The organism is Rickettsia fournieri (assembly GCF_900243065.1).
In the GTDB taxonomy this organism is placed as follows: Bacteria; Pseudomonadota; Alphaproteobacteria; order Rickettsiales; family Rickettsiaceae; genus Rickettsia; species Rickettsia rickettsii.
In genome coordinates, this window is sequence record NZ_LT978482.1 from 80570 (window position 1) to 105923 (window position 25354).

Here is a 25354-nt window from a genome sequence, read left to right on the forward strand (position 1 = left end):
GTGATTAGAAAATATGAGAAGGTATTTAGACATAAAAATTATTGCCATAAACTCCTTTGTTTTATTTATAATTATATTAAAGGCAAGTTCTTTAAATGCACACAATAATAATTTAGACATAAGCATAGATAATAATTCTAAAATAGAAATTAAAGATTATGGAGTCCAAGGTCATGTATTTCCAATTATTGAAGAATCTTTACTAGAGATAATTATAGCTAAGCTCAAAATAGCAAAGCAAAATGGAAATTTAGGAAAAATGCAGGAAGAATTTAAAAATAAAGTAAAACAGAAAATCTCTAGACCAACTGCTATCTTAGCTTTAGCAAAAACAAGCATAAACCGAAATTGGCACTATGATCCGAGCTTTATACAAAAGACAGATATAAAAGATCAAGCGGGAAAGATCATAGTAAAAGCTGGAACAAGTGTAAATCCTTTAGAAAAAATAAGCTGGGGAGAACCATTAATATTTATTGATGGAGATGATGAGCAGCAGATTAAGTGGAGTAACTCAAAAATAGGAAAATTAGTACTCACGAGTGGTAATCCTATTAAGCTGGCAAAAAAGTTAAATAAGCCAGTGTTTTTTGATCAAGGTGGCGTTCTAACTACTCGTTTTAAAATCAAAGCAGTGCCAGCTATTGTGCAGCAAGAAAGTACATTACTTAAAATTAGCGAAATCAAGATTAATTGAAATGTTATAGTATTTGAGTAAAAATTAAGGTGTGAACAACAACTGATAAAATCCGGAGGTAATCTATGAAGAAGTGGCAATTACCAGAAGCAAAGAAAAATTTAGAAAAGATAATAGATCAGGTATTACAAGGTCGGGTGCAAGCAATAGTAAAATCTAGTGGAGAAGTAGTATATTTAATAGCAGGTGAGAAAAATAATATGATAGCAGAGCAAGCAAAGGTAGGTTGTCAAGCAAAAACAGATTTAATAACTTCTGAAATATACAAGTAATAATGAAGTTAATAATGTTTATTATAATTATTTTGCTTGGTAATTATAGTTATGCATCAATTGGCTGTGTAGGACGGTTTGTAAATCCCATAACTGATATTTGCTGGAAATGTTTATTTCCAATTACTATCGGAGGAGTAAAAGTAGTGCCAAGCCCTATGGCTGATACTAATAACCCAAGGCAAATAATTTGTTTTTGCCCTAAAGCCGGCATTCCTATGCCAGTTCCTGGTATTCCAATTGGATTCTGGGAGCCTGTGCGGTTAGTTGATGTAACGAAATCTCCGATGTGTATGGTAAGCCTTGGAGGCATTAATCTTGGTACCAGCATGCAAAAAGGTGTTAAGGATGACATAGAGGGAAGTAGCTTTTATCATGTTCACTGGTATATATATCCGGTTATTTACTGGCTTGAGATCTTACTTGATTTTGCCTGTTTAGAGATGTCACAAGTAGATATCGCATATTTAACTGAATTTGATCCATTATGGGGAGATGATAATAAGGCTGCTATATTAAATCCTGAAAGTTTATTATTTGGAGGTATTACAGCTCAATCGGCTTGCATAGCTGATTGCATTAGCTCTAGTTCTGGTAATCTTTCTAACGATGTAATGTTTTGGTGCGGGGGATGTCAAGGTTCTCTTTATCCATTTACCGGTACAACTAGCTCTCATAATGGCGGAGTTGGTACTTCTGCGTTAATAGTAGCTAAATTTATGGCTAAGTTACATAGGGAGTTATTATTATGGGGTTATATGGGAAGCGAAGGATTATGTGGTAAATATCCAATGCCAATAATCAAGAAGAGCCAATATAGACTGCAGATGACCTATCCTATACCAGAAGTTTATTCTTGTAAAAAAATTGGTGAGACTGAAATTACCTGGCAGCAGGGAAGAGAATTTCCTGTTAAAGGTGAAGATTTTGGTTATTTGATTTGGAGGAAAAGAGCCTGCTGCCTCTTTTAAGGCTATAATTGATATAGCTAACACGAAAAGGTTTTGGATATATTGTAAATGACAGTCTTGATAGTATAAAACAGCAATCATAGAATGTTTCTTTTTAATACTTGCTGACTGTGATATGAGACAGATTACACTCTTGTTGTGTCAATAAATTTCATAACTTATGCTATAACTGTATTATATCTAAAACCTTTTCATGTTAGCTATATGACAAGATACAGAAAAATATGCAATTTAACCTAAAAACAATAATTTTAACTAGTTTACTAATTTTAGGTAGCACAAATGTTTTGGCAGAACAAGAAAAATTATTACAGAAGATAATACAGCCTAAAACATATAATCAAATCTACATTTTTGTCTCATTTGCAATGCCAGATTCAGCATTAAAGAGTTATTATGTTGCAGCAGAACAAGCAGGAGCAAGACTTGTAATGCGAGGTCTAAAAAATAATTCTTTTTTAGATACTAAAGCAAAAGCTGATGAAATTGGTATTAGTTTTGATATTGATCCAAATCTATTTGAGGAATATCAAATTACTGCTGTACCGGCAATAATAGTGAATAGTGAAGGCAAGGGAGTAAAAAGACTAACTGGTCACATATCATTACATGATGCATTAGAAATTATGAACAAAGAAAATTCATGAGGTTCACGTTTTTATCAATAATTATTGTATTGTTCAGTTTTAATGCAATTGCTAACATTCAAGATAGTTATAATAGGGCTAAACAATATGAAAATAGTATCAGGCTTGGCAATCCTGATCAAATGGGCAATAAAGTAATATTTGATAAAGACGTAGATATTTCAAATTTAAGTAATATGAGTGATCAAGATTTAACAAAGCAAGGCGGTCAAATGTTAAATAATAGTTCAGCAGGTCAGTTACTACAACAAGGTGAACTCAGGAAAATAGATGCTTCTCAAGAATATAACATTAATCCTAAAAACCCCTTAATTATTAATTCAGCTAAAATCGAGGCAGATCCTTTAAGACATACAGAAGGAGATAATTTTTCTAATAGTGAAACAATTATAAAAACAAAAATTGCAAAGAGTTGTATTGAAGGGGTAGATTTTACGGTTGATATAATGAGGAAGCTATATTTAGAAACAGAATTAATAGATAAATGGGGAGCATGGCAAGATAGAACTATTGATATATCTGGCGAGGAGATATGTAGATTACATTACCACTTGCTATATCCGGTTTATTGGAAAAAGAAACGATATGGTATGCATATGCGTAGCGATATTGGCACTCAAAATGAAGTAAGAAGTATTATCGCCCAAAAGCTAGGAGTAAATTTAGAACAAATTAGTGAAGAAATTGGCATTAATCCAAGGGGCAGCGGAAATTTAACTGAATGTAGAAGACATGAGGTAAAGTGGGATAAATATAATTTTAAATATAGATTTAGAGAAAAGGAAAAAGAATTTAAGGAAAAAGGAGAATATTGGCTTCTTTATCCAGAAGAATTAGAATCATTAATAGAGCATAATGAATGTCATGAGCTAGGGAGATTATGTTTAGAGCAAGGAGAGAAGATATTTTACGATCAATATCGGGTTAATCGTCCATGTTGGAGCGAGCAAATTAAATATCAATGTAGTAGCAAGCCAAAAGATGGGTGTCATCATTTAAAGAAGCAAGGTTGTGAATTAAAAAGTAGTAACTGCATTAAGCAAGCCTCTAGTATCTGTTTGCAATGGAGGCGAGATTACATATGTATAGCCCAGAAAAAAGAGCTGAGCTCTTCTATAGCAGGATCACAAATGTTTTGTTTAGGAGGGGATTGTCATACTGCAACTCTTATGCCTAATACTGATATGGGGAGTGTTGGGTATTTAGCGATGTTAAATGAAATGAAAAAAGATATGCAAACAAATCCGACTATGGTTTTTAAAGGTACAAGTGATAGTTGTCGTAAAACAAATATCGGTAATTTTCTTAATTGTTGTTCTGGGTTTAAAGGCTGGGGTAAGGATTTAGGATTAAGTAGGTGCAGTGCAGAAGAAAAAGCTTTAGCCTTAAAAAGGGCAAAAGATCAGTGCTATTATGTAGGTACATATTGTGCTAAGAAAGATAAGGTATTTAAGACATGTATTACCAAGAAATCAACTTATTGCTGTTTTAATTCAAAACTTGCAAGAATATTTCAAGAACAAGGCAAAAAACAATTAGTTATTAGTTTTGGCACGGCACAACATGCTAATTGCAGAGGTTTTACGGTAGAAGAGCTGCAAAGAATAGATTTTTCTAAATTTGATTTAGAGGAGCTATTTAGTGATTTATTGGATCAAGCAAAAGACAAAATGAATAAGAGTTTTCCACAACAACTAAAAAACCAGATGCCTATAATGCAACAACAAAGATTTAATAATAATCATACTGATTCAAATTTATCCTATTAAAATGATGAAGTGGCTGGTAAACATAGCAAATAAATCATTACTAGCCATTACATTACTAGTAATTAATTTATGGTTATTAATCAATGATTGGTCAAATCATGCATTTGCTGGTACTATAGACTTAAATGCTAATAGTGTAAATAAAATGACAGGATTAGATTTAGCCAGCAACAATGAACTAAAAGATAGCACTCAACCAACAGGTTTTCTTTGGTATAATGAAGATTTGTTTCAAACAAGAGAAGTAATAAAGCAGGACTTTACTGAAGCACCTTATGATCAAAGAATAAATAAATTAAAGCAGGAATTTTCTAAAGCTCAACGCAGAGCACTTGATAATCCAACACTTGCCAATGTTATTATTGCTCAAAGGTTACATAAACAAATCTTAGAAAAATCACATAAATTTGCTACCATGTGGCAACTAGCAACGATATTAGATTACAAGCTAGTAAACATGGATGAACCAGTAAATTCCTTACATAAAAAATTATATGAAGTAAGGCAAGAAGAAGAAAACAGCAAAAAACTAAGATTGTTAGCTAAGAATTGGGGATTAATTCTGCAAGTAAATCAAGGATGCAATTACTGTCAGGCATTTACCCCTATTGTAAGAGAATTTGCAGATAAATATGGCTTTCAATTAATTTTTGTAAGTAATAGTGAAACTAGATTTCAAGGGATGCCAACCATTAAAGATACCGGTTTGTTACAAACACTAAATCCAGAAAATATTGTACCGGTATTATATTTAGTCGATAGCAGCGGCACACAAATATATCCAGTTGCACGAGGTATTATTAGTGAAGATAAAATCGCTGAAAATATTTTAGCAGTAGTACAGCACCACAGTAGTGCAGCACCATGATGGATTAAAGGTTAATGATTATGAGCAATGACTATCAGTTCAGAAACACTAAGTTTCTCATGAAGCAGGTTATTCATATTGTAATAATAGTGTTACTTCTGCAACCACCTATTTCTTACGCATGGGATTTACAGGATGTATTTGAAGGAATGAGCGTAAATGTTACTAAGCCTGGAGCGTATCAATCTCAAGCTGCCGGCTATTATGCGGCAGGAGGATTATCCTTGCGAACTAATAAGACATCTTTTAATCCCATTTCTATAATTCCTCCCTCATTAAACATGAGCTGTAGTGGTATTGATTCTTACCTTGGCAGTTTTTCGATTATTTCAGGAGATGAGCTAGTTCAGCTAATGAAAAATATTGGTACGCAAGCAAAAGCTTATGCATTTTCATTGGGTCTTAAAACTTTTGCTCCACAAATAGAAAATGCCTTAAAAGATTTAAGAAATCTTGCTATGGAAATGAATCAATTTGCCAAATCTGATTGTGAGATGACTAAAGCTATTTTCGCTTCCATTTTGCCTAAAGATTCAGCCATGAGAGAATCAGTTTGCAGAGATTTACAATCCAGTTCTGGCTTTGATTATTTTGCCGCAGGAAAAAGATGTAGAAACGATCTAGAGCAAAAACAAGCTTTAGCGAACATCCAAAATAAAGATCCAGAGCTAATGCTTACGGATTATAATATCTTTACTAAAGCAGCAGAAAAAGCAGGGATTCCTGAAAATATGAGAAGTGCCATTATGTCAATGACAGGCACTATTATAGTTAGAGATAATAATGTTTATTTCCTTGAGTCACTTGCTCAAGATGAAAAGAGCTGGATTACCCATTTAAAAGGCGGTGAATCAGCATCAATTTATAATTGTGATAATTCTCGTTGCCTAAATCCCAGCTTACAGAAAAATATTTTTATCCCGCAAGAGCAATCATATCAAGGTAAGGCTAAAACAAAGCTAGATGAATTAAAGAGCAAACTTGCAAGTAATAATGAATTTAATAATGCCGATATTACTTTCCTATCTTCAATAGGGGAAGCATTTCCAATATATGATTATATTACTTTAGAGGCAATATCTGGAGTAACTATTTTAGATAGTTCTTCAGAATTAGTTGCCAGTTATAGTGTGCTGCAGCATTTAAAGGAGGTAATCTCAGAGGTAAGAAAAGCAGTTACCATGTTCAAATCAAAGCAAGTAGCAGATCATCATTTAAACGCCTACTTAAAAGCTTTAGATCGAGTGCAATTTTTTGCTAGAGATAAATGGAGTCATATGTTAACTAGTAGCGATCAGATTGATAGAAGAGCAAGATTAATAGAACAACATTTAATCGCTAAAGAGAGGGCTTAAAAATTAATTATTATAAATTAAATTAGCAAGCAGATAAGCACAAGTACCAAAATAAGCACAAAGCAGATAAAAACATAAAAAGAATATGGCAGATTACGTAATACATACATTTGGTGGAGGAGATATATTATGGCAAGTTTTTAATGGCATAGGAAGAGTATTTAGCTCAAATAGTGAGTATTTTACACCGGTAGGTAAATTTGCTTTGACAATTGGTGGAATTTGGGCAGCAACAAGAGCTATTTTTAGAGGCAATATCGGTATTTTTGCCATGGAGTGGTTTTTTCCATCTCTATTTATTTTTATCTTTTTATTTGCTCCAAAAGCAAATGTGTGGCTTAAGGATGAAATATCAATGCAGGCTCCTGTGAAAATTGATAATATTCCAATAGGAATTGCTTTATTTGCCTCTATATCATCAAAAATAAGTTATTCCTTATCAGAAACGCTAGAAAAGCATTTACTTCCACCTGATGAAGGATTATTAAGCAGGAAGAATGGGATTATGTTTGGGGCAAAAGCTATTGGTAAAATCAAGGATATTCAAATAGAGGATCCAGTAACTTTAAGCAATACAAAAGAATTTTTAAGACAATGTTTTATGAAACCTTATATAATTGGTAATATTTTAGGTAAAAAAGCAGAAGCACAAAGAGCAAGTGACATCATTGCTTTTATCGAGCAAAATATGCCCAATAATTTTGGTATTTATTATAAAGATCCAAGTAATTCTGCTATTTCTTTTAAAACCTGCAGGCAGGTAACTCCTCTAATTAAGGCAGCTGTTAATAAAGAATTAAATGATGGCTTGTTGACTCAATTTGCAAATATCATAGGGATTACCTCTGATAGGCAAGAGATATTATCTAGCAGATTACAAACTATGACCTCTGACACTCTAAAATATCTAAAAAAAGAACAAACAGATATTCATCAGTGGATGAGGCAAGCAATGTTACTTAATGCTAATCGTGAAGCTTATGATGACTTGCGAGAAAAATTCTCACTTTCTAGAATATATCCTCAGTTAGTAAGTATGAATGCGACTCGCGGGTTATTTCAGCAATCATTTTCCTATCTTATTGCAGGAGAGATGGCAGCAAATATAATGCCTATCTTACAATCAGTATTTTTTGCCTTGGTGATTTGTCTCATTTTTGTAGTATTTCCAATGTCGATGCTGCCGGGCGGTTATACTATCTTTAAGACCTGGATAACCTTGATTATTTGGGTAACTAGCTGGCCGGTATTTTTTACCGTGATTCATTGTTTAGGGATGATTAGCCTAGCCGGTAAGGGCGTGAGTCACCTTACCGGTTTAAATATCTTATCGCAGGGGAGTTTTTCAGAAATTCTGTTGCATGAGTTTGCAACGTTTCAGATGCTAGCAGCTTCAGTTCCGATGTTATCCTGGGCAGTATTAAAGGCTTGTGCTCATGCAACTACTACTTTGGCCAATCAATTTTCTCCTGTACCAGTTGCAAGTAGTATTGGAGCTAATATTGCTGATAATAACCTTGCTATGGATAATTATAGCATTGGTAATAGAACAATTGCCCAGCAAAATCTTACCCCCACTTTACAATTGGCAGGAGGAATTATTGATGATGGTGGAATGAGAGTAACTAGTACTGATAGTGGTAGACAAGTGCTAACTCAAGCAGCTGACTCGCTGATTAACAATTACCGCTCCTCTAAATTACTTCAGGATAGTTATCAATCTCAGTTTATGAGTTCACAAAGTTATCTTGACTCATTAAATGATAGATATAGTGATTTAACTACTACAGGAAATTCTATAGCAACTGAAATAGGCAAGAGATTAAGCTATGAAGAGGCAAAATCTATCGGTATTACTGATAGCCAGTATCTAGCCTTGCAGCAGATGAATTCAGACAGCATCGCTGCTACTGATCATACAGGTAGTAGCAATAGAAAAGGCACTAGTACTAGTTCCGATATAAGCTTAAGAATACCTAGTATACTCGGAATAACAGTTGGATCAAGTAATGACAAAGTACAAGATCAAGGTAAGTCAGTTAATCAACAACAATCATATAATGAGGCATTATCTAAGATTAAAAGTGCTACTAAAGATGGCAGATTAGGTCACACAAATAGTGATCTGCAGTCATTTAGTAATAATCTAAATAGTAATTTTTCTGAGCAACAGTCTGTAGGGCAAGAAATAGCAAAAACTAAACAAAATATCGAGCAATTAAGCTATAATATGAATTACGTGTCTCAAAACTCTGCTGCTATTGATCGTAATTTAAACGAACCAGTATTAAACACAATAATTGCCAAAAATATCCCTGGAGTAAGTAGTAAAGAGCAGGCTGCTATGTGGGCGAGTACTCACCAAAAAGAGGCTGAACAAATAGCTTTAGATATAGCCAAAATTAATAATACTATACCGCAAAATTTAAGTTCTGCAAGTAGCGTTAATATTCCATCTAAAGAAAGCTTACTATCAACTTTTGATGAAAATAAACAACGATTAAATGATCAAGCGGCTATTAGTAGTATTGATGACAGAAGAAATGATATTTATGATACAAGTATAGAACAAATGCTAATTAATAATGTAGATAATAATGAAGTGGAAAAAGTAAAGATTCTAGAGCAGTTATCTGATAAAGTAAAATATAAGAGGAAAAAAATTGAAGATGAATTTAATAAAACTCCTGAATCAACGATTGTCAGAACTGGCAAGCAAATAGCAGATAATCTTGAAATAAGTAGCAAGGCGATAAAGAAAAGAAATATTAAACTACCAAGCCATAAGAATGAAAATAATTAAGGATAAGTTCATGCAAAATATTAAGAAATTAGCACTCATATCTGTTTTGCCACTAATGTTTTCTAAAATTGTTTTAGCAGAAGGCTCAGCTCGCTCTGTTAATGAAAAACCACAACCAATAGATCAACAGAGTAAAATTCAAGATCCAAATATTTTAGCTGAAGAATATTTTAATATTGGTAAGTCGTTATATAATTTAGGTAAATATGAAGAAGCAATTAAAAATTATGATTTATCCATTAAATATAACCCTCAATGTGCAGAAGCATACAATAATAAAGGAAACGTTCTAAATACAATAGGACAGTATCAGAAAGCTATAACTTTATATGACATAGCTATTAAATATAATGCTAGTTTTGCAGAAGCATATAATAATAAGGGGAATTCTTTAAATAATTTAGGAAAGTATCAAGAAGCGATAGAGAATTTTGATCTTGCTTTAAAATATAATCCTAGATATCCAGAAGCTTATTATAATAAGGGAATATCTTTAATGTCTTTATGGCAAAATCAGGAAGCGATAGAAAACTATGATTTAGCTATTAAATATAAATCAGATTATGCAGATGCTTATAACAACAAAGGTGCAGCTTTAATAAACTTAGGAAAATATAAAGAAGCAATTGACACCTGTAATATAGCCATTAAATATCAGCCTAATTGTGTAGAAGCATACTATAACAAAGCCATGTCTTTAAACATATTAAAAAAACATAAGGAAGCAATAGAAAATTGTGATTTAGCAATCAAATATAATCCTGATTATATAGGATCATACTTAGAAAAAGGAGTAGCTCTTAGAAAATTAGGTAAATATCAAGAAGCAATTAAGAGCTATGATTTAGCTATTAAGTATAAATCTAATTATGCTGAAAGTTACTTAGAAAAAGCTATTACTTTAGTGAATTTAAATAAACATAAAGAAGCAAAAGAAAACTTTAACTTAGCTCTTAAATATAAACCTAATCTTATGACAGAATATAAAGAAATAATTAAGGCTTTAAGAAAACTAGGTAATGATCTTATGGCTGACGAGTTTGAAGAAAAATTAAAGATAATGCAAGATAATTTGTAATTGGATGCAACAAAATCAAAATAATTTTACTCGTGGTTCACAAATTTTTGCTCATCAGCTACGAATGCTTAGTCAAGGAAGTATCAATGCTTTAACAGCTGGGTTGGTATCAGCTGTAGTTTGGCTAATGTGGCGATATCAAAAATTATCCTTAGTAAGCTTATATTATTTTATTATAGAGAGATATGTATGGTTAAAACTTGCTATAGGAGAGTATTTTTATCCTATAGATCAAATAGGTATTAAATTCTATTATTTAGAGCAAAAAGCTTGGGTTTACCGTAATGCTGAAGAATTTGTTCATAAATTTTGGCATGTTACACCGCATTCGCATAATATCAATCAATTTGAGCAATTTTTATTGCATTCAGCCTGGCAAGAAGGTATTATTACTTTTACTATTGGTCTATTTACTGCTATCATCTTTTTTATGTATCGAGGTAAAAAAGCTGTTATCCAAGATAAGATCAGGGGAGCAGATTTTGTGGAAGCTAAAACTTTAGCAAAAATGCTTTATAAAAACAACCAAGCTGCTAATATTTGCTTTTCTGGATTGCCATTGGTTAAAAATAGTGAAAGGAGACATATTCTTATTACCGGTACTACAGGTAGTGGTAAAACTAATATGTTAAATGAGCTATTACCTCAGATTAGAAAAGAGGGTGGTAGAGCAATTATTGTTGATTTAACAGGTAGCTTTACTGATAGATTTTTTGATCCCAAATGTGATAAGCTACTTAATCCTTTGCAAGAGGGTACTTCAGCATGGCTGCCGTGGAATGATTGTCATGACATTTGGGATTTTAATGATATAGCCAGTAGTTTTAGTAATTATAATCCAAAATTAGATGATTTTTTTGCTAAAAGTGCTGAGTTAGTATTAGCTGAAGGATTAAGATTATATCATGATAGTAAAGACATCAAAAAGTTAATAAATACTATTCTTTATGCAAATAATAAGGAATTTGTTAGGATCTTTAAAAATAGTGCAGTAGCCAGTATAATTAGCAGTAGTGCACCTGAGACTTCCTCAGGTATTCAAGCAACTATTAGTAAAAATATTGAAGTGTTGCAACATTTAAAGCCTAAAGGTGAGTTTAGTATTAGAAAGTGGTTTAGCAGTAGAGAAGGTTGGTTATTTATCACTGCTACTCCTAATCAAAGAGTAATGCTGCGACCACTTATTGCTGCATGGATTAGCATAGCAATAAAAGCATTAATGAATAGGAACATCAATAATACTCATAGTAATATATGGTTTGTGATTGATGAGCTGCCAGCTTTACAAAAGATATCTTCACTCCCTATAGCTTTAGCTGAAAGCAGGAAATATGGTGGCTGCGTTGTTGCAGGCATGCAAAACATTCATCAATTAGAGGAAATATATGGTCATGCAGGAGCAGCTTCAATGCTTGATCTATTTGGCAGTAAATTTATTTTTCGAGTAAGTGATCAGCAGACAGCACATAAATCAGCTTTAATGCTTGGTGAGCAAGAAATTATTGAAACTCAAGAAAGTCTCTCATACGGAGCTAACTCCATGCGTGATGGAGTGAATATGAACCACCTAGAAAGAAGAAAATTATTAGTAATGCCATCTGAAATTATGAATCTAGAAGATCTTACCTGTTATGTAAAACTTGCGGGTAACCTCCCAATTACTAAATTACAAATGAATTTACAAACTTGATTTAAATCTAAAAAGATTTCAATTGTTTGATAGGGGGATTACCTTATAAAGAAAAATCCTATTATAATGCCCCTTTAAATCGCTAATTTAGTATTGCGAGTTTTAGAGGTAAGCTGTGTATAAAAAACTTGTTTGTTATTTCAGAATTTTTTATAAATGATTTTTCAAACAGCAGAGTAAATTTTACAAGAAATATGTTTACTCTAAAGAACTAATAAAAGCTTCATCAAGACCGGTTACACTAGAAATTAAAGCAATATTGCAACCTTGAGCTAACATTTTCTTTGCTACCTCTACTGCTTTATTATATTCCCCTTCAGCTTTTCCAATTTGGATACCTTTAGCTTCACCAATTTGGATACCTTTAGCTTCACCAACTTGTAAACCTTCAAGAACACCTAATTCTTTTCCTTCTTGTTGCCAATGCTGTGCTAAACTTCTCATAAGCCTTGTTCCTATTTCCGGATTCAACTTTGTTGATAATAAATCCTCTAACTTTATTCTATCAGCTTGCTCTATCTTCGTCAATGTATAATATAATATCATTTCTAGATAATCATAGCCTATCGTTATTTTTGTTAATTCTGGTAATATATCTGATATTTCTTGCCATCTCTTTAATAATTCCCGTTCATGTATATGCTTGAGAAAAAATTCTAATATCCCTGACCATATCCTTTGTTTAAACTCTTCGTCAGGAATTTCATGGACATTCACTAATTGGTAATCATTAATCCATAACTCTCTCGCTAATTTATTATTAGCGAATAAATCCCATAAATTCCTTGCAACATTGTATTTCGCCTGATTATTGTAAAATATCATTGGGTATACCAATGGTAAAGTCTTAGCTTTAGGATTTTGTATTAAATATCGCTCACAAATATTAATCATATATTTAAAAAGCCTAAAAGCCATAAAATGATCTGCTTTTGATTGATGCTCGACAAGTAAAAATAAATATCCGTCTTGTTTATCAAATTTGCATGAGAATAAAACATCAGAGATAGAATCTTTTAAAGAGCTTTCTACAAAAGTGGTATTTTCCATTGCTAAACTAGGAAAATCTATTAAACTTTTAATATTTGGGGGCAAATGTGCATTAAAGAACTCATGGGCAACTAGAGGATTCTCTAGTGCCTTACGAAATATCTTATCATGCTTAGCTTTCTTTGTGCCTTTATCTGGATCACCCAGCAGGTTTCCTTGTTCACTCATATGTTGACATTTTTTAACTTGATAAAATATTATTACATTACATCCTAAACTCTTATTCCTTGATTTAGTTTGATCTCAGAGCAATTCTTTACCGCACTTTTTATTTCTTTACCTATTTCTGAGCTTGGACTTATATACTGCATTACTTGTTTATCTCTTCCTATGGCATTTAAGTAATCTTCAGGCACTAAATGGCTTTTGCCTTGAAAATCATATATTACTATATCAGAAAATCTTTTATCACCAAGATTATAATTAGGATCAAATTTATTCTGCATAATTTGTAAATCTTCTTGTATCTTCTGCTCTATTGCTGCTATGCAAATCTTGTTACTATAGAGCATACAAGAATCTATACCTTTTTCTCTGTAGATTTGTATTGCGGTATTGATATTCTCTGCTGTGCCAAACTTTGCTAGAGCTTGTATTTGCTGTTGCTGCAAATTATTTAGTCCGTTATTATCGTTATTTACCATTTTTGAAAATAATAATTCTATAGACTTAATTTGTGATTTGCTATTATCACTTGCTTTTAATGATGATTTAAGTTCTGTTGCCTTGCTAGCTGCTGTTAATTTTATTATTTCAGGCTCTAGAAGATTTTTAATAGATTTTGCTCCTTGGGATTTTAACATATCATTAAAATCACCTTTTTCTGGTGGTCGTATTATTGATACAGTCGCTCCTTTGCTAATTAATTCTTCTTGAGCCTTAATTACAGTATTAACTGATACTGCATCTTTGCCATCATTATCAGCAGCAATTATTATTCTCTCACCTTTGATAGGCTCATAGTTTCTGATGTTACTTACACCTAAACTACAAAGAATTTTGCCTTTAATACCAGCTTCCCTAATACTTAAAGCGGTCTCGAGCCCCTCTGCTATAATCGTTACATTACTTGCTGAATTATTGCCATCTTTACTGCTTTGTACGTTCTGCTGTTCGTTATTTTTATTAATCTCGACAAAAGAACCTCTGATTCTACCAAATGAACGTTTATTAACCTCAATATCAGCTTTATTATTTGTGTCTTTGTTTAAATAAATTGCTTGTCCACCAGTAATATTACCATCTTTATTTCTAGCAAAGGCAATTAAAGCAGGATAATATTGTTTACTATTACTATCCCACATCATGTTGGTTCTAAGATCAAAGCTTAATTGGTATCTTGTTAATACTTCTTTAATTTCACGATGTTCTGATAAATATCTTTTTACTACATGATTTGGCATGACATATTTTAAAGTATCTGATTTTTCATATAATATTTCTGCTTTCTTAATTTTTACTATTTCATCATCTTGCTCTTTTTGATCATTGGTTTTAATTTGTTGATTTTTATTTGCTGCTAAATTTACTGCTAGATCTTTACTTGTGTCGGTTGACATAGCAACCATATCTTGTAAATATTTCTTAGCTTCTACAAAATCACAATTTTTTTCTCTTTGTACTAAGGTAAATAAATCTCCTCCCTCTCCTGTACTAAAATCATGCCAGATACCAGCTTTACTGCCATTTATCTTCATGACTATTTTACCATCTTGTTCCCAGCGTAATACTTGGCTATTTGATAAATGCTTATTTGGACTGCCTAGTAGATTTATACCTATTTCTGCAGCTTTAAATGATAATCTTTGCTTTAATTCTAGTGCTTCTTGTTTATTAATAGCATGATAATCGATTTTCTTCTTTGCCATAACCTCCTCTTGTAATTTAGTACTTATTGCTGTATCTTGCTTATTACATTTCTTGAGATTATCAGCAGAGCTTGTTTGCTCTTCTTGGGCTTTATGGCTTGTTGCAGGATTTATACTAGTGTTTTTAACAATTACTCTGACTGTTGCATGTGGTTCTGACTTTATTATTTTAGCTGATTCTAATTTGACTTTTAAGCGGTAATAGTTATCATTACTATGTAATCTATCCTGAATATCTTCTATTACCCATTTAAACCAATTACCTACTTTATTTATAATATTATGACTCTTATTTTCTTGACCTTGAATCGCTGCTAATTCTTCTAAAGTTTTAAAATTAATACTTGATAGGTTATTATCTGATTTACTTAGCTGAGATATTAAACTTCCTATATTTCTTGTACTCTCCCGATTACAGTAGAGTTTTACCTTTTCTATGTGCCTTGTCATAGCAACATATGAATTTCTACTATTACCTGCTATATTATGTAACACATAAACATCTTTAATTGATGATCCTTGTGATTTATATACTGTAGATGCATATCCATGTTTAAAGTCTATCTCATGAGGATTAAATTCTACCTCCTTGCCATTATCTGTTTTAGCGATAAATCTATCGTTACTTATTGTAGTGATTGTTGCAAATTCACCATTTTCTATTTGTAAATCTTTATTAGTTGTCTTAAATAAAATACGATCTCCTACCATATAATCTTCGTGCTTTTCAGATGATATATAGCATCTATATTCTTTACCAGTAAGAAGACCTTGAGCTTTTAATAATTCTCTAACTCCTTGATTAATACTATCTACTTCAGTATTACGCATGGTAATTATTAAACGCTCATCTATAGCAAATTTGCTATTGCTCCAATCATCAATCAATCTTACCATTGATTCCTCTAGTGTATGATCAACCTTTAAACAATTATGTTGCTTGAGTAAATCCAAACCAGCAGTAATATCTAATCTTGCAAAGCATGAAGCCATTTCTCTTGCCCATGCTTTATTTTGTCGTCTAATGTTACTTAATTCATATGAGCCAAACCTGTTTGCCAATACTGCAAACATTCCTCCTCGCTCAACGGAAGTTAGTTGCCTTTCATCTCCAGCAAGTATTAAATTACAATTGTTACTCCTTGCTACTTTTAATAATTCTAAATAATCACTATTACCTACCTCCCTGCTTCATCTACTACTAGCGTAGTATTTCTTGCTAGCTCAGCTTTACCATTATACAATTTAAATAAAAATCCTTTTACTGTATAACATTGCTGGTAGCCTTTACTTTTAAGCTCTGATGCTGCTTTATGAGTAGTATAATATTTTGTCCATGATTAGTAGCAATTTTATAGCCTTCAGCAAGTACTTGTGATTTACCAGTGCCGGCTCTACCTCGAATGATTCTAATTGACTATTAATTAAAATATGCTGTAGGCTCTCTTGCTGTGCTTCATTAACACTTGTCAGATTTTCAATATCACTTTTAATCTTCAGAACATTATTAAAATGCATTTGGTTATTTACCTTATCTGCTATTCTCACTATCCGTAATTCTTCTTCTCTTACATCCTTAGTAGTATAGTATTTGGTATCAGTAGCATCCTCATTATATAGCTTGATTAATCTATCTGAATTTAATACGTCCTTTATTAGTTTTGACTTTTCTGCTTCTTCCGGCATCTCTTTTACTGCTTTTTCTATATCGAGTTTAGTAAAAATAGCTTGATGACGAATAATACGGGTTAATACCCCATCTGCTCCTTTGATGATATCAAGATGAGCGAGCTTACATATGTTATTTTGCTCAGATATTTCATTGATAATATTTCTCATTCTAGTAGGACCAACATGCTGCTCAGGGCTAAAACTTATCGGGTCTACCCTGATGTCTGAACCTAACTGAGCAAAATATTTATTGATTACTTCTTTAGCTCTTTCATGAATTATTTTATCTTCCGGGATAATAAACGCTTTGCCACTTACTTTGGCAAATTTAGGATTTAAATCTACTGCCTTAGCTCCTAAAGATTTACCGTCCTCTGTAAATCTTCTAGTAGTAATAAGCAAATGGGCATGCCAATTTTTCTCTCCATCATGTGGCTTATGAATATCTACCTGAACCCCTAAACCATTTTTAACCCATGCCATTTCTTCGATTATCTCATGAGTAATTGCTATTCTATCTTGTAAATCTAATTCCTTATCATCAGGCAGTGCTATTACTACATCTTTTAATAATTGACTATTTTTTCTTTTCTCTGTACGTTCTACTTCATTCATCAAGACTCTTGGGTCTTTAAATTTTTGATCTACGTGAGTAGGTAACAAAACTGCATGGTAAACATTATCTCCCTTCTTGCTAAAGTTGTAAGTAACGTTAGTTCTCTCATCTTTAATAATCAGCCTGGCATTATAAGCAGCTTTAAGGCAAGCATTTTTGCCTTCACTTCTGCCCACTATTTCTATTCTTGCAAACTGTATCGCCATGGTTCGTGAATCTCGATCTTATTCAATCCATCGTTGACATTACCATGCAATCTTAAAATCATCCACTGAATCTCAAACATATGAACCAGCAAGCAAATAATAAACCTTCAGGTTTATATATTGCGTATTGCGACACGATGGCACTAAAATAAAGTCTGCAAGTATATTGCGGTTAGGTTGCATTTAGACCTAATTACCATTATTGCGGTGCAAGGTTGGTAACGATCTTGTGCTAAGCGCAATAAGAAGCCTAACTAAATTACTAATCTGGATGGGAAATAGGGGCAAGGTAAAGTTAAATTTGGTTAAACGAAAGTGAATCTTTGTTTGGAAAATATCGTAAATATAAAAGCAGATACTCCAGATAATATCTGTTATAGGGATGAAGCTGAAAAGCTTAACTGTAAGAAGGAAGACGCGACCTTCTTTAAAAAATGCCAGTTCCCCGGTATACAGAAGGTAACCAACTTAACGCATTTTTAATTAGTGAAACGTGGTAAGCCTATTATTTGGCAACTTGTAGTAGGTAAGAGAGGTCTTAAAAAGCTAATGACACTAAGCTGAAAGGCTACAGGAATAAATAACTGGGTGTATAGGCACTATGTGCTAATCAGAAATGATGCTGACTTAAGACTGGTGATTTACCCTAAGTAAGTAAACAAGATTATGAATTATATTGGAAAAGTTAGATGCAAAACGCAAATGTAACAATTAAGACCGATAATAATAACTTTGAGAAAATTTATTGGCATGCAATAAATTGGCAAGAAGTTAATAAAAAGGTTAATAATCTTCGTAGACGTATCTATAGGGCATCTGCAAATGGTAACATGAAATTAGTACGTAGTTTACAGAAATTGATGTTGAAATCAAGATCAAATAAATTACTTGCTATAAGACGTATTACCCAAATCAATCGAGGGCGAAGAAGCCCTGGTATTGATAAAATAGTTGTTAATACAGATAAAGGGACTGTTGCGAGATAATTTTTAATAGTAAAATGAGAGGAAAACAGATAAATAAATATTTAGCTCTGTCCAAATATTTTTAAAAAGAAATTCTGTTTAATATTGAGATAAAATTTATTCAATAGTATAGTAATTTAATAGAGATTTGTTTACAGAGTTAGGATTTTTATTAACAAATTTCTCTAAGCTATTAAAGTTGTTAAAACCACTAATCGTTTTAAATTAAAACATATGGCATTCATAAATTCAGAGAATTGATTTTTGGCAATTCCTATATATCTAACCCGTTTATTATCTTTTGAAAATACCCTCTCAAAAGGTGCTCTGATTTTCGTATAATATTTATCAAGGTCAAAATTCTTATCTTTCATATTATTTTTCTTTATTGAGCAAAGATGGAACCCCTTTTTAGCTGCTGCATTCTTGGCAGAGATTGTACAATAACCTTTATCAACATATGTAGCACCGGAGCTTGGCATAACATGCTTAAAACCTTTGCTATCAGTAACATTTGCAGGGGTAACTGCAACCTTATTGATCATTCCTGATTGAATATCGACACTCACATGTTTTTTATAACCATACCAAAATTTATTTGCTCCCTTACAGCCAATTTTAGCTTGTTTATCCTTTACAACCTTAGGCAGAGTCTCATTATTCAATTTATCATATTTTTGTGTTCTTAGTTTATCACGTTCCTCCCAAAGATTAGCTTTTGAGATTAAATGAGAAGCATCTACAAAGGTAAATACTTCACCCATATAGCCTTGTGCTCGTAGTTGATCTCGGAATTTTACAAATATTTTTGATAGTAAATTAGTGCCTATTTTTTTACGTATTTTACTAAATACACTATAATCAGGCGTCTTCTCTGTAAGAGCAAAATCACAAAACCATTTTGCCGCTGTGCTATCAGCTAAATAACGTTCCAATTCCCGATCCGATAAGTCTTCCATAAATTGCAGCAGCAAACATTTAAACAGCCTCACTATACCATAGCCTTTATAGTTAGCTTCGCATTCTACTGCTAATAACTCAGCTTCAACTGCTTTAAAATTGAATAAACTTTTGAATTTACGATATTGATGATCCACACTTATTAACTCATCTAAACTTACCATTATCATTTGATACTCAGACATATGAACATATTTTTTGTTTTTTTTAATTATACCTGCTATCCTCTCATCTCGCAACAGTCCCATTATTTATCTTTTTGTTACAACTACTTGAAGTTTATTTAGATCTTGTAACAGTGGTTGAATTGCCGGTTGATTACAAAATGTTTCTACTTCAGTTAGCAATCTATCAAACTTCTGTAATTTTGCTAAAGTCGTCATACCTCCCTTTTGTGCAAGATTAGTATTACCTTTATATTTTGTTAATAAATTAATTGTTTCCTCTCTACGAGCGGCAGATAAGTCTTGTAATGCATTCATATTTATCTCATCATATGGTATTAAAATATTAACTGCTTTTTGATTTGATAAAGATTTTATACGATCCAATAGGGTTGCTATATTATTAATACCTTTTTGTTGTTCTTCGTTTAATTTAAATGCAATTTTAACTGCAACATCTGTGCAATCTCTTGAATTATTTGTTCCTCTTCCAACAGGTATTGTTGGATCAGATTTATAAAATTTTTGCTTATTACCGTGAATATTTTGTTCTATTTCTATGGTGAAAGGTGGGACTAGGTTAGGAAATAGAGATGGCCCAAGAAATTTAACAAAGTTTTCTAATGGATTACTAAAAATGAAATTATTTGGATCAATTAAAGTGACTATATTATTTTCTTGTTCCACAGTATGAATGCCAGCAGGAAAACCAGTAATATTATTTATTTGTATTTGCTGAGTACCTAGGTCTCTTTTAAAAAAAATCTACTAATACTACGTTATTTGGAAAATTACCTGGTCCAACCCCAATAATAGAACTTGCAGGGCTTGTAAGCATTAATTCATGCAAGGCATAAGTAAAATATATCTTGTTCAATTTGGGTTAATCCTGAGATTGAGTTAGGTAATATATGACTGTTCAAACTTACAGGATCTGAAGGATCAAATTTTACTGCAAAACGTATAACATATAGATTTGAATATCCATTCTGCAAAATATGTTCTTGATATTCTTTAATAATAATAGGCTCTGTTCCTCCTAAGGTTGCTGTTATAGGAGTATTAATTACTGCATTCATTGTTCTAGGAGTAATAGATGCAGATTCATATTGTGGCACTGGAGTAGCCACTGTTCCATTAGTACCAGTAGAACCTGTAGGATGAGTTGGAAGCACTTCTCCTAAGCCTTGGTGATCTACGTAAAGTTTATACTCTCCATCACATTCTTTATTTCAATAATTTTATTATCTTCACTTAATATACGCTGAAACTTTTTTAATTATCGGAGAATAAATAAGGTGGATTTTTTGTCCATTAATGGCGGTTAACTCCTTAATTAATGGATTTTCTTCAGAAGATGATATATTATTAAGTGACGTATGTGGAATCGAATTTATCTTATTTAAAGTATCCAATATATTAAAAGAATTGTTTTCTATATATAATTCTAATGTGGCGTCTTTTTGTTCAATTTGAGATTCAAAATCTAATATATTCTGTTACTCTTCTAGTTACTAAATTTATTTATCATATATTTATCGTACAACTAATAGAGTAAAGTAAATTTTTTTGATAATTCTGTTGTCCGCACTACATCTCGGCTAGCTACTTCAGCTTTACCTCCTAGCTCCTTATATGTTCCGGCATTATTAAAGCCAACGCTCATCTGCATACCGGACATCCGTGCTTGTATTACGTCCTGCAAACTCTCAACTACTAAATTATTTGTAGTACTTACTACCCTTGATACCTACATACCAAATCTTACAGAGTCAAGATTTTGTAAATTTTTCTTTAAGTCTACCAGCGATGTGCTTGCTACTAGCTTTCTTATATCGCCTGCTATCTGCATAGTCTGAGTGCCTAGCTGGTATAAATTTAATGCCTGATCTAAAACATCAAGCCATTGCGTACCATTTTTATGTATTAAGTGATTGGCAAGCTTTGCCGTGTAGCTTAATCTTCTTGCATGCCAATATGTATTGTATGCCAGCTTGCATTGTAGTAGATAGAGGATTTAGCTGTCATTGCCTATTATATCGACTTCGTCCTCTAAATAAGAAGCTATATGATATTTTAAGGTCAACAGGCAGTAGATTAAGGATTGGACTTTCTTCTAAAGACTTGTCTACTAATTTAAAAATGAAGTATGATCTTTAAAAGGATTTTCAGTTTGATCAGAGCTATAAAAAAGCTTATAATTTTGTCCTATAAATAAATTTAATGCCTCTTTATCTATTGCTTTATATTTATCTGCAATCTCCTTTATTTCTTCTAGCGTATAATTATTAGATAAAATTTTAACAAATTCTTTATGAGGTAGATTAGCTATTTTTGCTAACGTATTTATATCTTGGAAACTCATTTTATCTTGATAATGATTTGTAAAAGTATATTGCTCATTTTCATAGATAAAATTAACTTTAGCATTTTGCCCCAAAGTTATAGGCATAGAAGGACATTCTTCGTCTAGTATTCTAAGAGCAATGCCTTGATATATCTCTATTACAAGAGAATCATAGGTGTTAAACTCTGCAATTTTTATAGAAAAATTCTCGTCTACAATCAATTTAAAAGGTCTGTTATTAGCATTTATTTCTAAAGCTCTATTAGTTATATTCAAATTAACACGTGCATTATTTATGTCTATACTACCTAAGCCATTATAGTAATTCATAGTATCGGTGATACCTAAAAAATATTATTAGTATCTAAACTAAAAGAGTGAGTAATATTATCACCTACAGTAACGCCAAGCCAACCATCAAGACCCATGCTCCCTTTGCATTTATATTTTTTGTTGTACCACTCATATTATGTCCTTATTTTTTTGTTAATTTATAAGAAAATAATATTAATAAGTCAATAAGTTGTATTTAATAATTTATTATTCTCTTCACTGCTATAATTACTGAGTGCTAGCAAAGCTTCGTATATTTCTTTCTCAAGTAAATAGTAACCTCAGTTTTTGAGTATGTAGATTATTGTTTTTGCCTAGATTCTGCTGTTGTAAATACTTCCCATAACCAATAATAGTAGGTACAGAATATTTTTTTAGCAAGACATGGAGCGAAAATTAAAACAAAAGGAACATTCAAAGTTTTTACTAAATTTCAAAAAGCCTTAAAACCCTTATCGGAAGTGGTGGAGGCAAAGGGAATCGAACCCTTGACCCTCTGCGTGCAAAGCAGATGCTCTACCCCTGAGCTATGCCCCCGATTATTTATTAGCGAGGTTTTTGGAAATGAAAATATTAAGATAAGCTTTTAACTAATCCCCAAGGTAATGGCTGACCATTGCTCCCTACGACTAAATCTCCGGAAGATTCATATTCGGCAGCTAGAAAAGACTTTTGAGCAGCAATAAGCTTGACCGGTTTGATCTTCTGACCGTTATGAAAATATTCTTTAGCCTGTTCCCTAGAAGTCGGGTTATTTTTGGAAGCTGTTTTTGCTTTAGACATATACTATTAACTTTTTCTTAAACTTGTGAAGAATATAAAACTTTTTCCTAAACTTGTCAATAACTACCGTGTCGATAAATAGACATTGCCTAGAAAAAGTTGATAATTTGAAAAGTTGACGTCATTACGAGGAAAATTACAAAGTAATTGACGAAGCAATCTAGTAAAATGCGTAGCATTTTTATTATTTTTCTGGATTGCCACGCTCCTTACAGTCGCTCGCAATGACGATTTGGTATCCATGCAACAGGAGCCTACAGCCGCTTACAATGACGGTATCAACGATTTCTAGGCAATGCCTATAAATATGTTAAGATATCTCAAAACATCATTATTCTTCCGTTATTACTTCACTTTCACCGACGAATGCTATTTTAAATTCTACTATTTCTGATATCGTTTTTCCATCATATATACTAAACCCTACTCCTTTAAATTCTACTTTTGCGTTGATATCAGCACCATATGATACTAACAGCTTATATATTTCATCATCCTTCATATCTTTAGAAGTACATCGAACGTTTTTAACAACCGCATGCAAAGGTATTCCTCCGGATTTTCTTTGATCCACCTCAGCTCCGTTCTTAAGTAATAGTTTTGCTACATTAAAGTGCTTACTGCTTCATATAAAGGTGATCCTAGCCAAGCTCTATCGTTCCCGTTTACTGCAGCGCCTTTTGATATTAGATATTCTGCTACTTTATAATTTCCGTGACGTGCGGCTGAATTTCAAGGAGTATTCTTCAAAATATCACTACACATATTAACATTTGCTTTTTTTTCTTCAACTAACCATTTAGCCAACTTTTAGTGCATTATTTGTAGATACCGAAAATAGTTCAGTAGTAGATACTGCAAGTAATTCATTTAAACTCCTTACTACGCCCACTTTATCAAGAAAAATAGACTCTTTTAAAACATTTTCAAAGCTACATTGTTTTACATAATGTTCTATATCTTGCACTACTACTCTATTTGACTTTAGCAACAGAGTTAAATTACTATTTAATAGTTCTTTTATCATATTCTACTTATTTATACTTTGTATTTCTTAAAGGTAATAAAGATCTCATTGTCATTCCTGCAAAAGGCTTGCTTGGATACCCAAATCGTCATTGCGAGCAGCCGTAGGCTGCGTGGCAATCTTATGAAATAATAACAAACTCCTGAGATTGCTTCGTCAATTGCTATGCAATGTCCTAGCAATGACGATTAGGAGGTCACACGCAGACAATACTGAGAACTCCTACTGATTAATCCTTGCCGTGCAGATTCTTTCGGTTATTTCCTTCAACTTTTCTACTCTATCGATTAAATAAAGCAGCTGTTCTTTTGTAATTTTATAGTTTTTATCATATCTTGCGTCAACATAAGCTTTTTGAAGTAACTCAAAACATTCTTTTTGCTCAGAGGTTACTATAGGAAATACTTGCAATAGCTCACTATTATAATTTTCTGCCATACTCCCTAATTCTTCTATATCATACAATTTAGGTTTGTAATTGGAAAAAACTAACAAGATGCTACTGTAAAAACTCTCCGTAGCTTGATGAAGATAAAAAGCACTTTTGTTTAATTCGCCTCTTTCAAATGGATATTGGCAATCAATCAAAAACCCGCATCCACTTCTAAACCATTCTTCATAGTAATCTTTAGCAATTTCTTTCATCTCGCTCCAAGGGAAATCTTTAGCTTCGCTAAGTGTAAATTCCTTGCTATCATATATAAAGAATGCCTTCTTTGTTTATATCCGTATAAAAATAACGTCCTTTTTCTAACTGCCTGTTACTTCATCTATTGATTCAAGAATTATTGATATTCGTGAGTCATATGGGATAATTTGCGGCTTTATTACTCCTGTCTTTTTTAATTTGGTATATATTGTATCTTGTAATCTTAAAGCAGTATATCCTTTATATTTACCTTTCTTCAGAATTATCAAAATATAGGTATCGCTATGGTAACCATTAGGTAGACCACGCACCCAATCACCTCTTGCAAAAGAGCAATACAAGATAATCATAGCGATTTTATCTTGTGCAATATCTAGAATTTGCTACACTATAAAATTAAGCCTAGCTTGGATTTTTAGAGAACGCTGAGGTAAAGTGGTTTGCATTATAATACCCTACAATTTTTAAAAAGGTGTATTGTCTTAAGAATTAATGGCTTGTTTTATGTCATTCCCGAGAAGGCGGGAACCCAGAAAGTATAAAAATCTCGAAGAATTTTTACTTT

The 25354-nt window shown here is 32.3% G+C and carries 24 protein-coding genes and 1 tRNA gene; 11 read left to right on the forward strand and 14 right to left on the reverse strand.

The genetic code is table 11. The features are described 5' to 3' along the window. The first annotated feature begins 13 nt into the window (after positions 1 to 13). The 10 genes from traW (at position 14) to C4Q30_RS00500 (ending at position 12150) form a co-directional block, all read left to right on the forward strand. Positions 14 to 697: a type-F conjugative transfer system protein TraW gene (traW, locus tag C4Q30_RS00455; protein ID WP_103896875.1), complete on the forward strand. Its 684-nt coding sequence runs from the start codon at positions 14 to 16 to the stop codon at positions 695 to 697. A gap of 65 nt (positions 698 to 762) precedes the next feature. After that, positions 763 to 969, forward strand: a complete 207-nt coding sequence (locus C4Q30_RS00460) for a type II toxin-antitoxin system prevent-host-death family antitoxin (protein WP_045805988.1) — start codon at positions 763 to 765, stop codon at positions 967 to 969. 2 nt (positions 970 to 971) lie between these two features. Beyond that, positions 972 to 1940, forward strand: coding sequence for a conjugal transfer pilus assembly protein TraU (traU, locus tag C4Q30_RS00465; protein WP_103896876.1), 969 nt, complete (start codon positions 972 to 974; stop codon positions 1938 to 1940). A gap of 224 nt (positions 1941 to 2164) precedes the next feature. Beyond that, positions 2165 to 2587 carry a type-F conjugative transfer system pilin assembly protein TrbC gene (gene trbC, locus C4Q30_RS00470; protein ID WP_103896877.1) on the forward strand — a complete coding sequence of 141 codons (423 nt, stop codon included), beginning with the start codon at positions 2165 to 2167 and terminating at the stop codon, positions 2585 to 2587. 29 nt (positions 2588 to 2616) lie between these two features. Continuing rightward, positions 2617 to 4356, forward strand: coding sequence for a conjugal transfer protein TraN (traN, locus tag C4Q30_RS00475; protein ID WP_245207380.1), 1740 nt, complete (start codon positions 2617 to 2619; stop codon positions 4354 to 4356). A 1-nt stretch (position 4357) separates the two neighbouring features. Then, positions 4358 to 5224, forward strand: coding sequence for a conjugal transfer protein TraF (locus tag C4Q30_RS00480; RefSeq protein WP_103896879.1), 867 nt, complete (start codon positions 4358 to 4360; stop codon positions 5222 to 5224). Positions 5225 to 5244: 20 nt separating this feature from the next. Further along, a complete protein-coding gene (locus tag C4Q30_RS00485; protein ID WP_103896880.1) occupies positions 5245 to 6579 on the forward strand; it encodes a conjugal transfer protein TraH in 1335 nt (444 codons plus the stop codon). A gap of 85 nt (positions 6580 to 6664) precedes the next feature. Next, positions 6665 to 9382, forward strand: coding sequence for a conjugal transfer protein TraG N-terminal domain-containing protein (locus C4Q30_RS00490; RefSeq protein WP_103896881.1), 2718 nt, complete (start codon positions 6665 to 6667; stop codon positions 9380 to 9382). A gap of 10 nt (positions 9383 to 9392) precedes the next feature. Next, positions 9393 to 10460 (forward strand): tetratricopeptide repeat protein, encoded by a 1068-nt coding sequence (locus C4Q30_RS00495; RefSeq protein ID WP_458692641.1) that lies wholly within the window; start codon positions 9393 to 9395, stop codon positions 10458 to 10460. Between the two features lie 4 nt (positions 10461 to 10464). Next, positions 10465 to 12150, forward strand: coding sequence for a type IV secretion system DNA-binding domain-containing protein (locus tag C4Q30_RS00500; RefSeq protein ID WP_103896883.1), 1686 nt, complete (start codon positions 10465 to 10467; stop codon positions 12148 to 12150). A gap of 198 nt (positions 12151 to 12348) precedes the next feature. Here the strand turns inward: C4Q30_RS00500 and C4Q30_RS00505 are convergent, their stop codons facing one another. The 3 genes from C4Q30_RS00505 to C4Q30_RS10615 all read right to left on the reverse strand — a co-directional run bounded on the left by C4Q30_RS00505 (position 12349) and on the right by C4Q30_RS10615 (position 17561). Next, positions 12349 to 13368, reverse strand: coding sequence for an Rpn family recombination-promoting nuclease/putative transposase (locus tag C4Q30_RS00505; RefSeq protein WP_103896884.1), 1020 nt, complete (start codon positions 13366 to 13368; stop codon positions 12349 to 12351). Between the two features lie 44 nt (positions 13369 to 13412). Then, positions 13413 to 16190: a toprim domain-containing protein gene (locus tag C4Q30_RS00510; protein ID WP_410525778.1), complete on the reverse strand. Its 2778-nt coding sequence runs from the start codon at positions 16188 to 16190 to the stop codon at positions 13413 to 13415. A gap of 189 nt (positions 16191 to 16379) precedes the next feature. Beyond that, positions 16380 to 17561 (reverse strand): MobA/MobL family protein, encoded by a 1182-nt coding sequence (locus C4Q30_RS10615; protein WP_410525776.1) that lies wholly within the window; start codon positions 17559 to 17561, stop codon positions 16380 to 16382. A 689-nt stretch (positions 17562 to 18250) separates the two neighbouring features. Between C4Q30_RS10615 and C4Q30_RS00515 the strand changes: the two genes are divergently transcribed. Then, positions 18251 to 18547 carry a reverse transcriptase N-terminal domain-containing protein gene (locus tag C4Q30_RS00515; RefSeq protein ID WP_245207381.1) on the forward strand — a complete coding sequence of 99 codons (297 nt, stop codon included), beginning with the start codon at positions 18251 to 18253 and terminating at the stop codon, positions 18545 to 18547. Positions 18548 to 18711: 164 nt separating this feature from the next. On the opposite strand, the gene C4Q30_RS00520 is transcribed toward C4Q30_RS00515, so the two are convergent. The 11 genes from C4Q30_RS00520 to C4Q30_RS09315 all read right to left on the reverse strand — a co-directional run bounded on the left by C4Q30_RS00520 (position 18712) and on the right by C4Q30_RS09315 (position 25139). After that, positions 18712 to 19734, reverse strand: a complete 1023-nt coding sequence (locus C4Q30_RS00520) for a transposase (protein ID WP_209445172.1) — start codon at positions 19732 to 19734, stop codon at positions 18712 to 18714. A 3-nt stretch (positions 19735 to 19737) separates the two neighbouring features. Beyond that, a complete protein-coding gene (locus tag C4Q30_RS00525; protein WP_245207382.1) occupies positions 19738 to 20337 on the reverse strand; it encodes a hypothetical protein in 600 nt (199 codons plus the stop codon). A gap of 155 nt (positions 20338 to 20492) precedes the next feature. Continuing rightward, a complete protein-coding gene (locus C4Q30_RS00530; protein ID WP_245207383.1) occupies positions 20493 to 20825 on the reverse strand; it encodes a hypothetical protein in 333 nt (110 codons plus the stop codon). Positions 20826 to 21196: 371 nt separating this feature from the next. Then, positions 21197 to 21355, reverse strand: coding sequence for a hypothetical protein (locus C4Q30_RS08690; protein ID WP_198913008.1), 159 nt, complete (start codon positions 21353 to 21355; stop codon positions 21197 to 21199). Positions 21356 to 21781: 426 nt separating this feature from the next. After that, positions 21782 to 22327 (reverse strand): hypothetical protein, encoded by a 546-nt coding sequence (locus C4Q30_RS00540; protein WP_103896886.1) that lies wholly within the window; start codon positions 22325 to 22327, stop codon positions 21782 to 21784. Positions 22328 to 22792: 465 nt separating this feature from the next. After that, positions 22793 to 22867, reverse strand: a tRNA-Ala gene (locus C4Q30_RS00545). Between the two features lie 36 nt (positions 22868 to 22903). Next, positions 22904 to 23113: a hypothetical protein gene (locus C4Q30_RS00550; protein WP_004998070.1), complete on the reverse strand. Its 210-nt coding sequence runs from the start codon at positions 23111 to 23113 to the stop codon at positions 22904 to 22906. 331 nt (positions 23114 to 23444) lie between these two features. Next, positions 23445 to 23687 carry an ankyrin repeat domain-containing protein gene (locus C4Q30_RS00555; RefSeq protein WP_103896887.1) on the reverse strand — a complete coding sequence of 81 codons (243 nt, stop codon included), beginning with the start codon at positions 23685 to 23687 and terminating at the stop codon, positions 23445 to 23447. Between the two features lie 225 nt (positions 23688 to 23912). Continuing rightward, positions 23913 to 24140 carry a hypothetical protein gene (locus C4Q30_RS00560; RefSeq protein ID WP_103896888.1) on the reverse strand — a complete coding sequence of 76 codons (228 nt, stop codon included), beginning with the start codon at positions 24138 to 24140 and terminating at the stop codon, positions 23913 to 23915. A 222-nt stretch (positions 24141 to 24362) separates the two neighbouring features. Next, a complete protein-coding gene (locus C4Q30_RS08935) occupies positions 24363 to 24785 on the reverse strand; it encodes a HEPN domain-containing protein (protein ID WP_209445174.1) in 423 nt (140 codons plus the stop codon). Positions 24786 to 24890: 105 nt separating this feature from the next. Further along, positions 24891 to 25139 carry a hypothetical protein gene (locus C4Q30_RS09315; protein ID WP_245207384.1) on the reverse strand — a complete coding sequence of 83 codons (249 nt, stop codon included), beginning with the start codon at positions 25137 to 25139 and terminating at the stop codon, positions 24891 to 24893. Positions 25140 to 25354 lie beyond the last annotated feature (215 nt).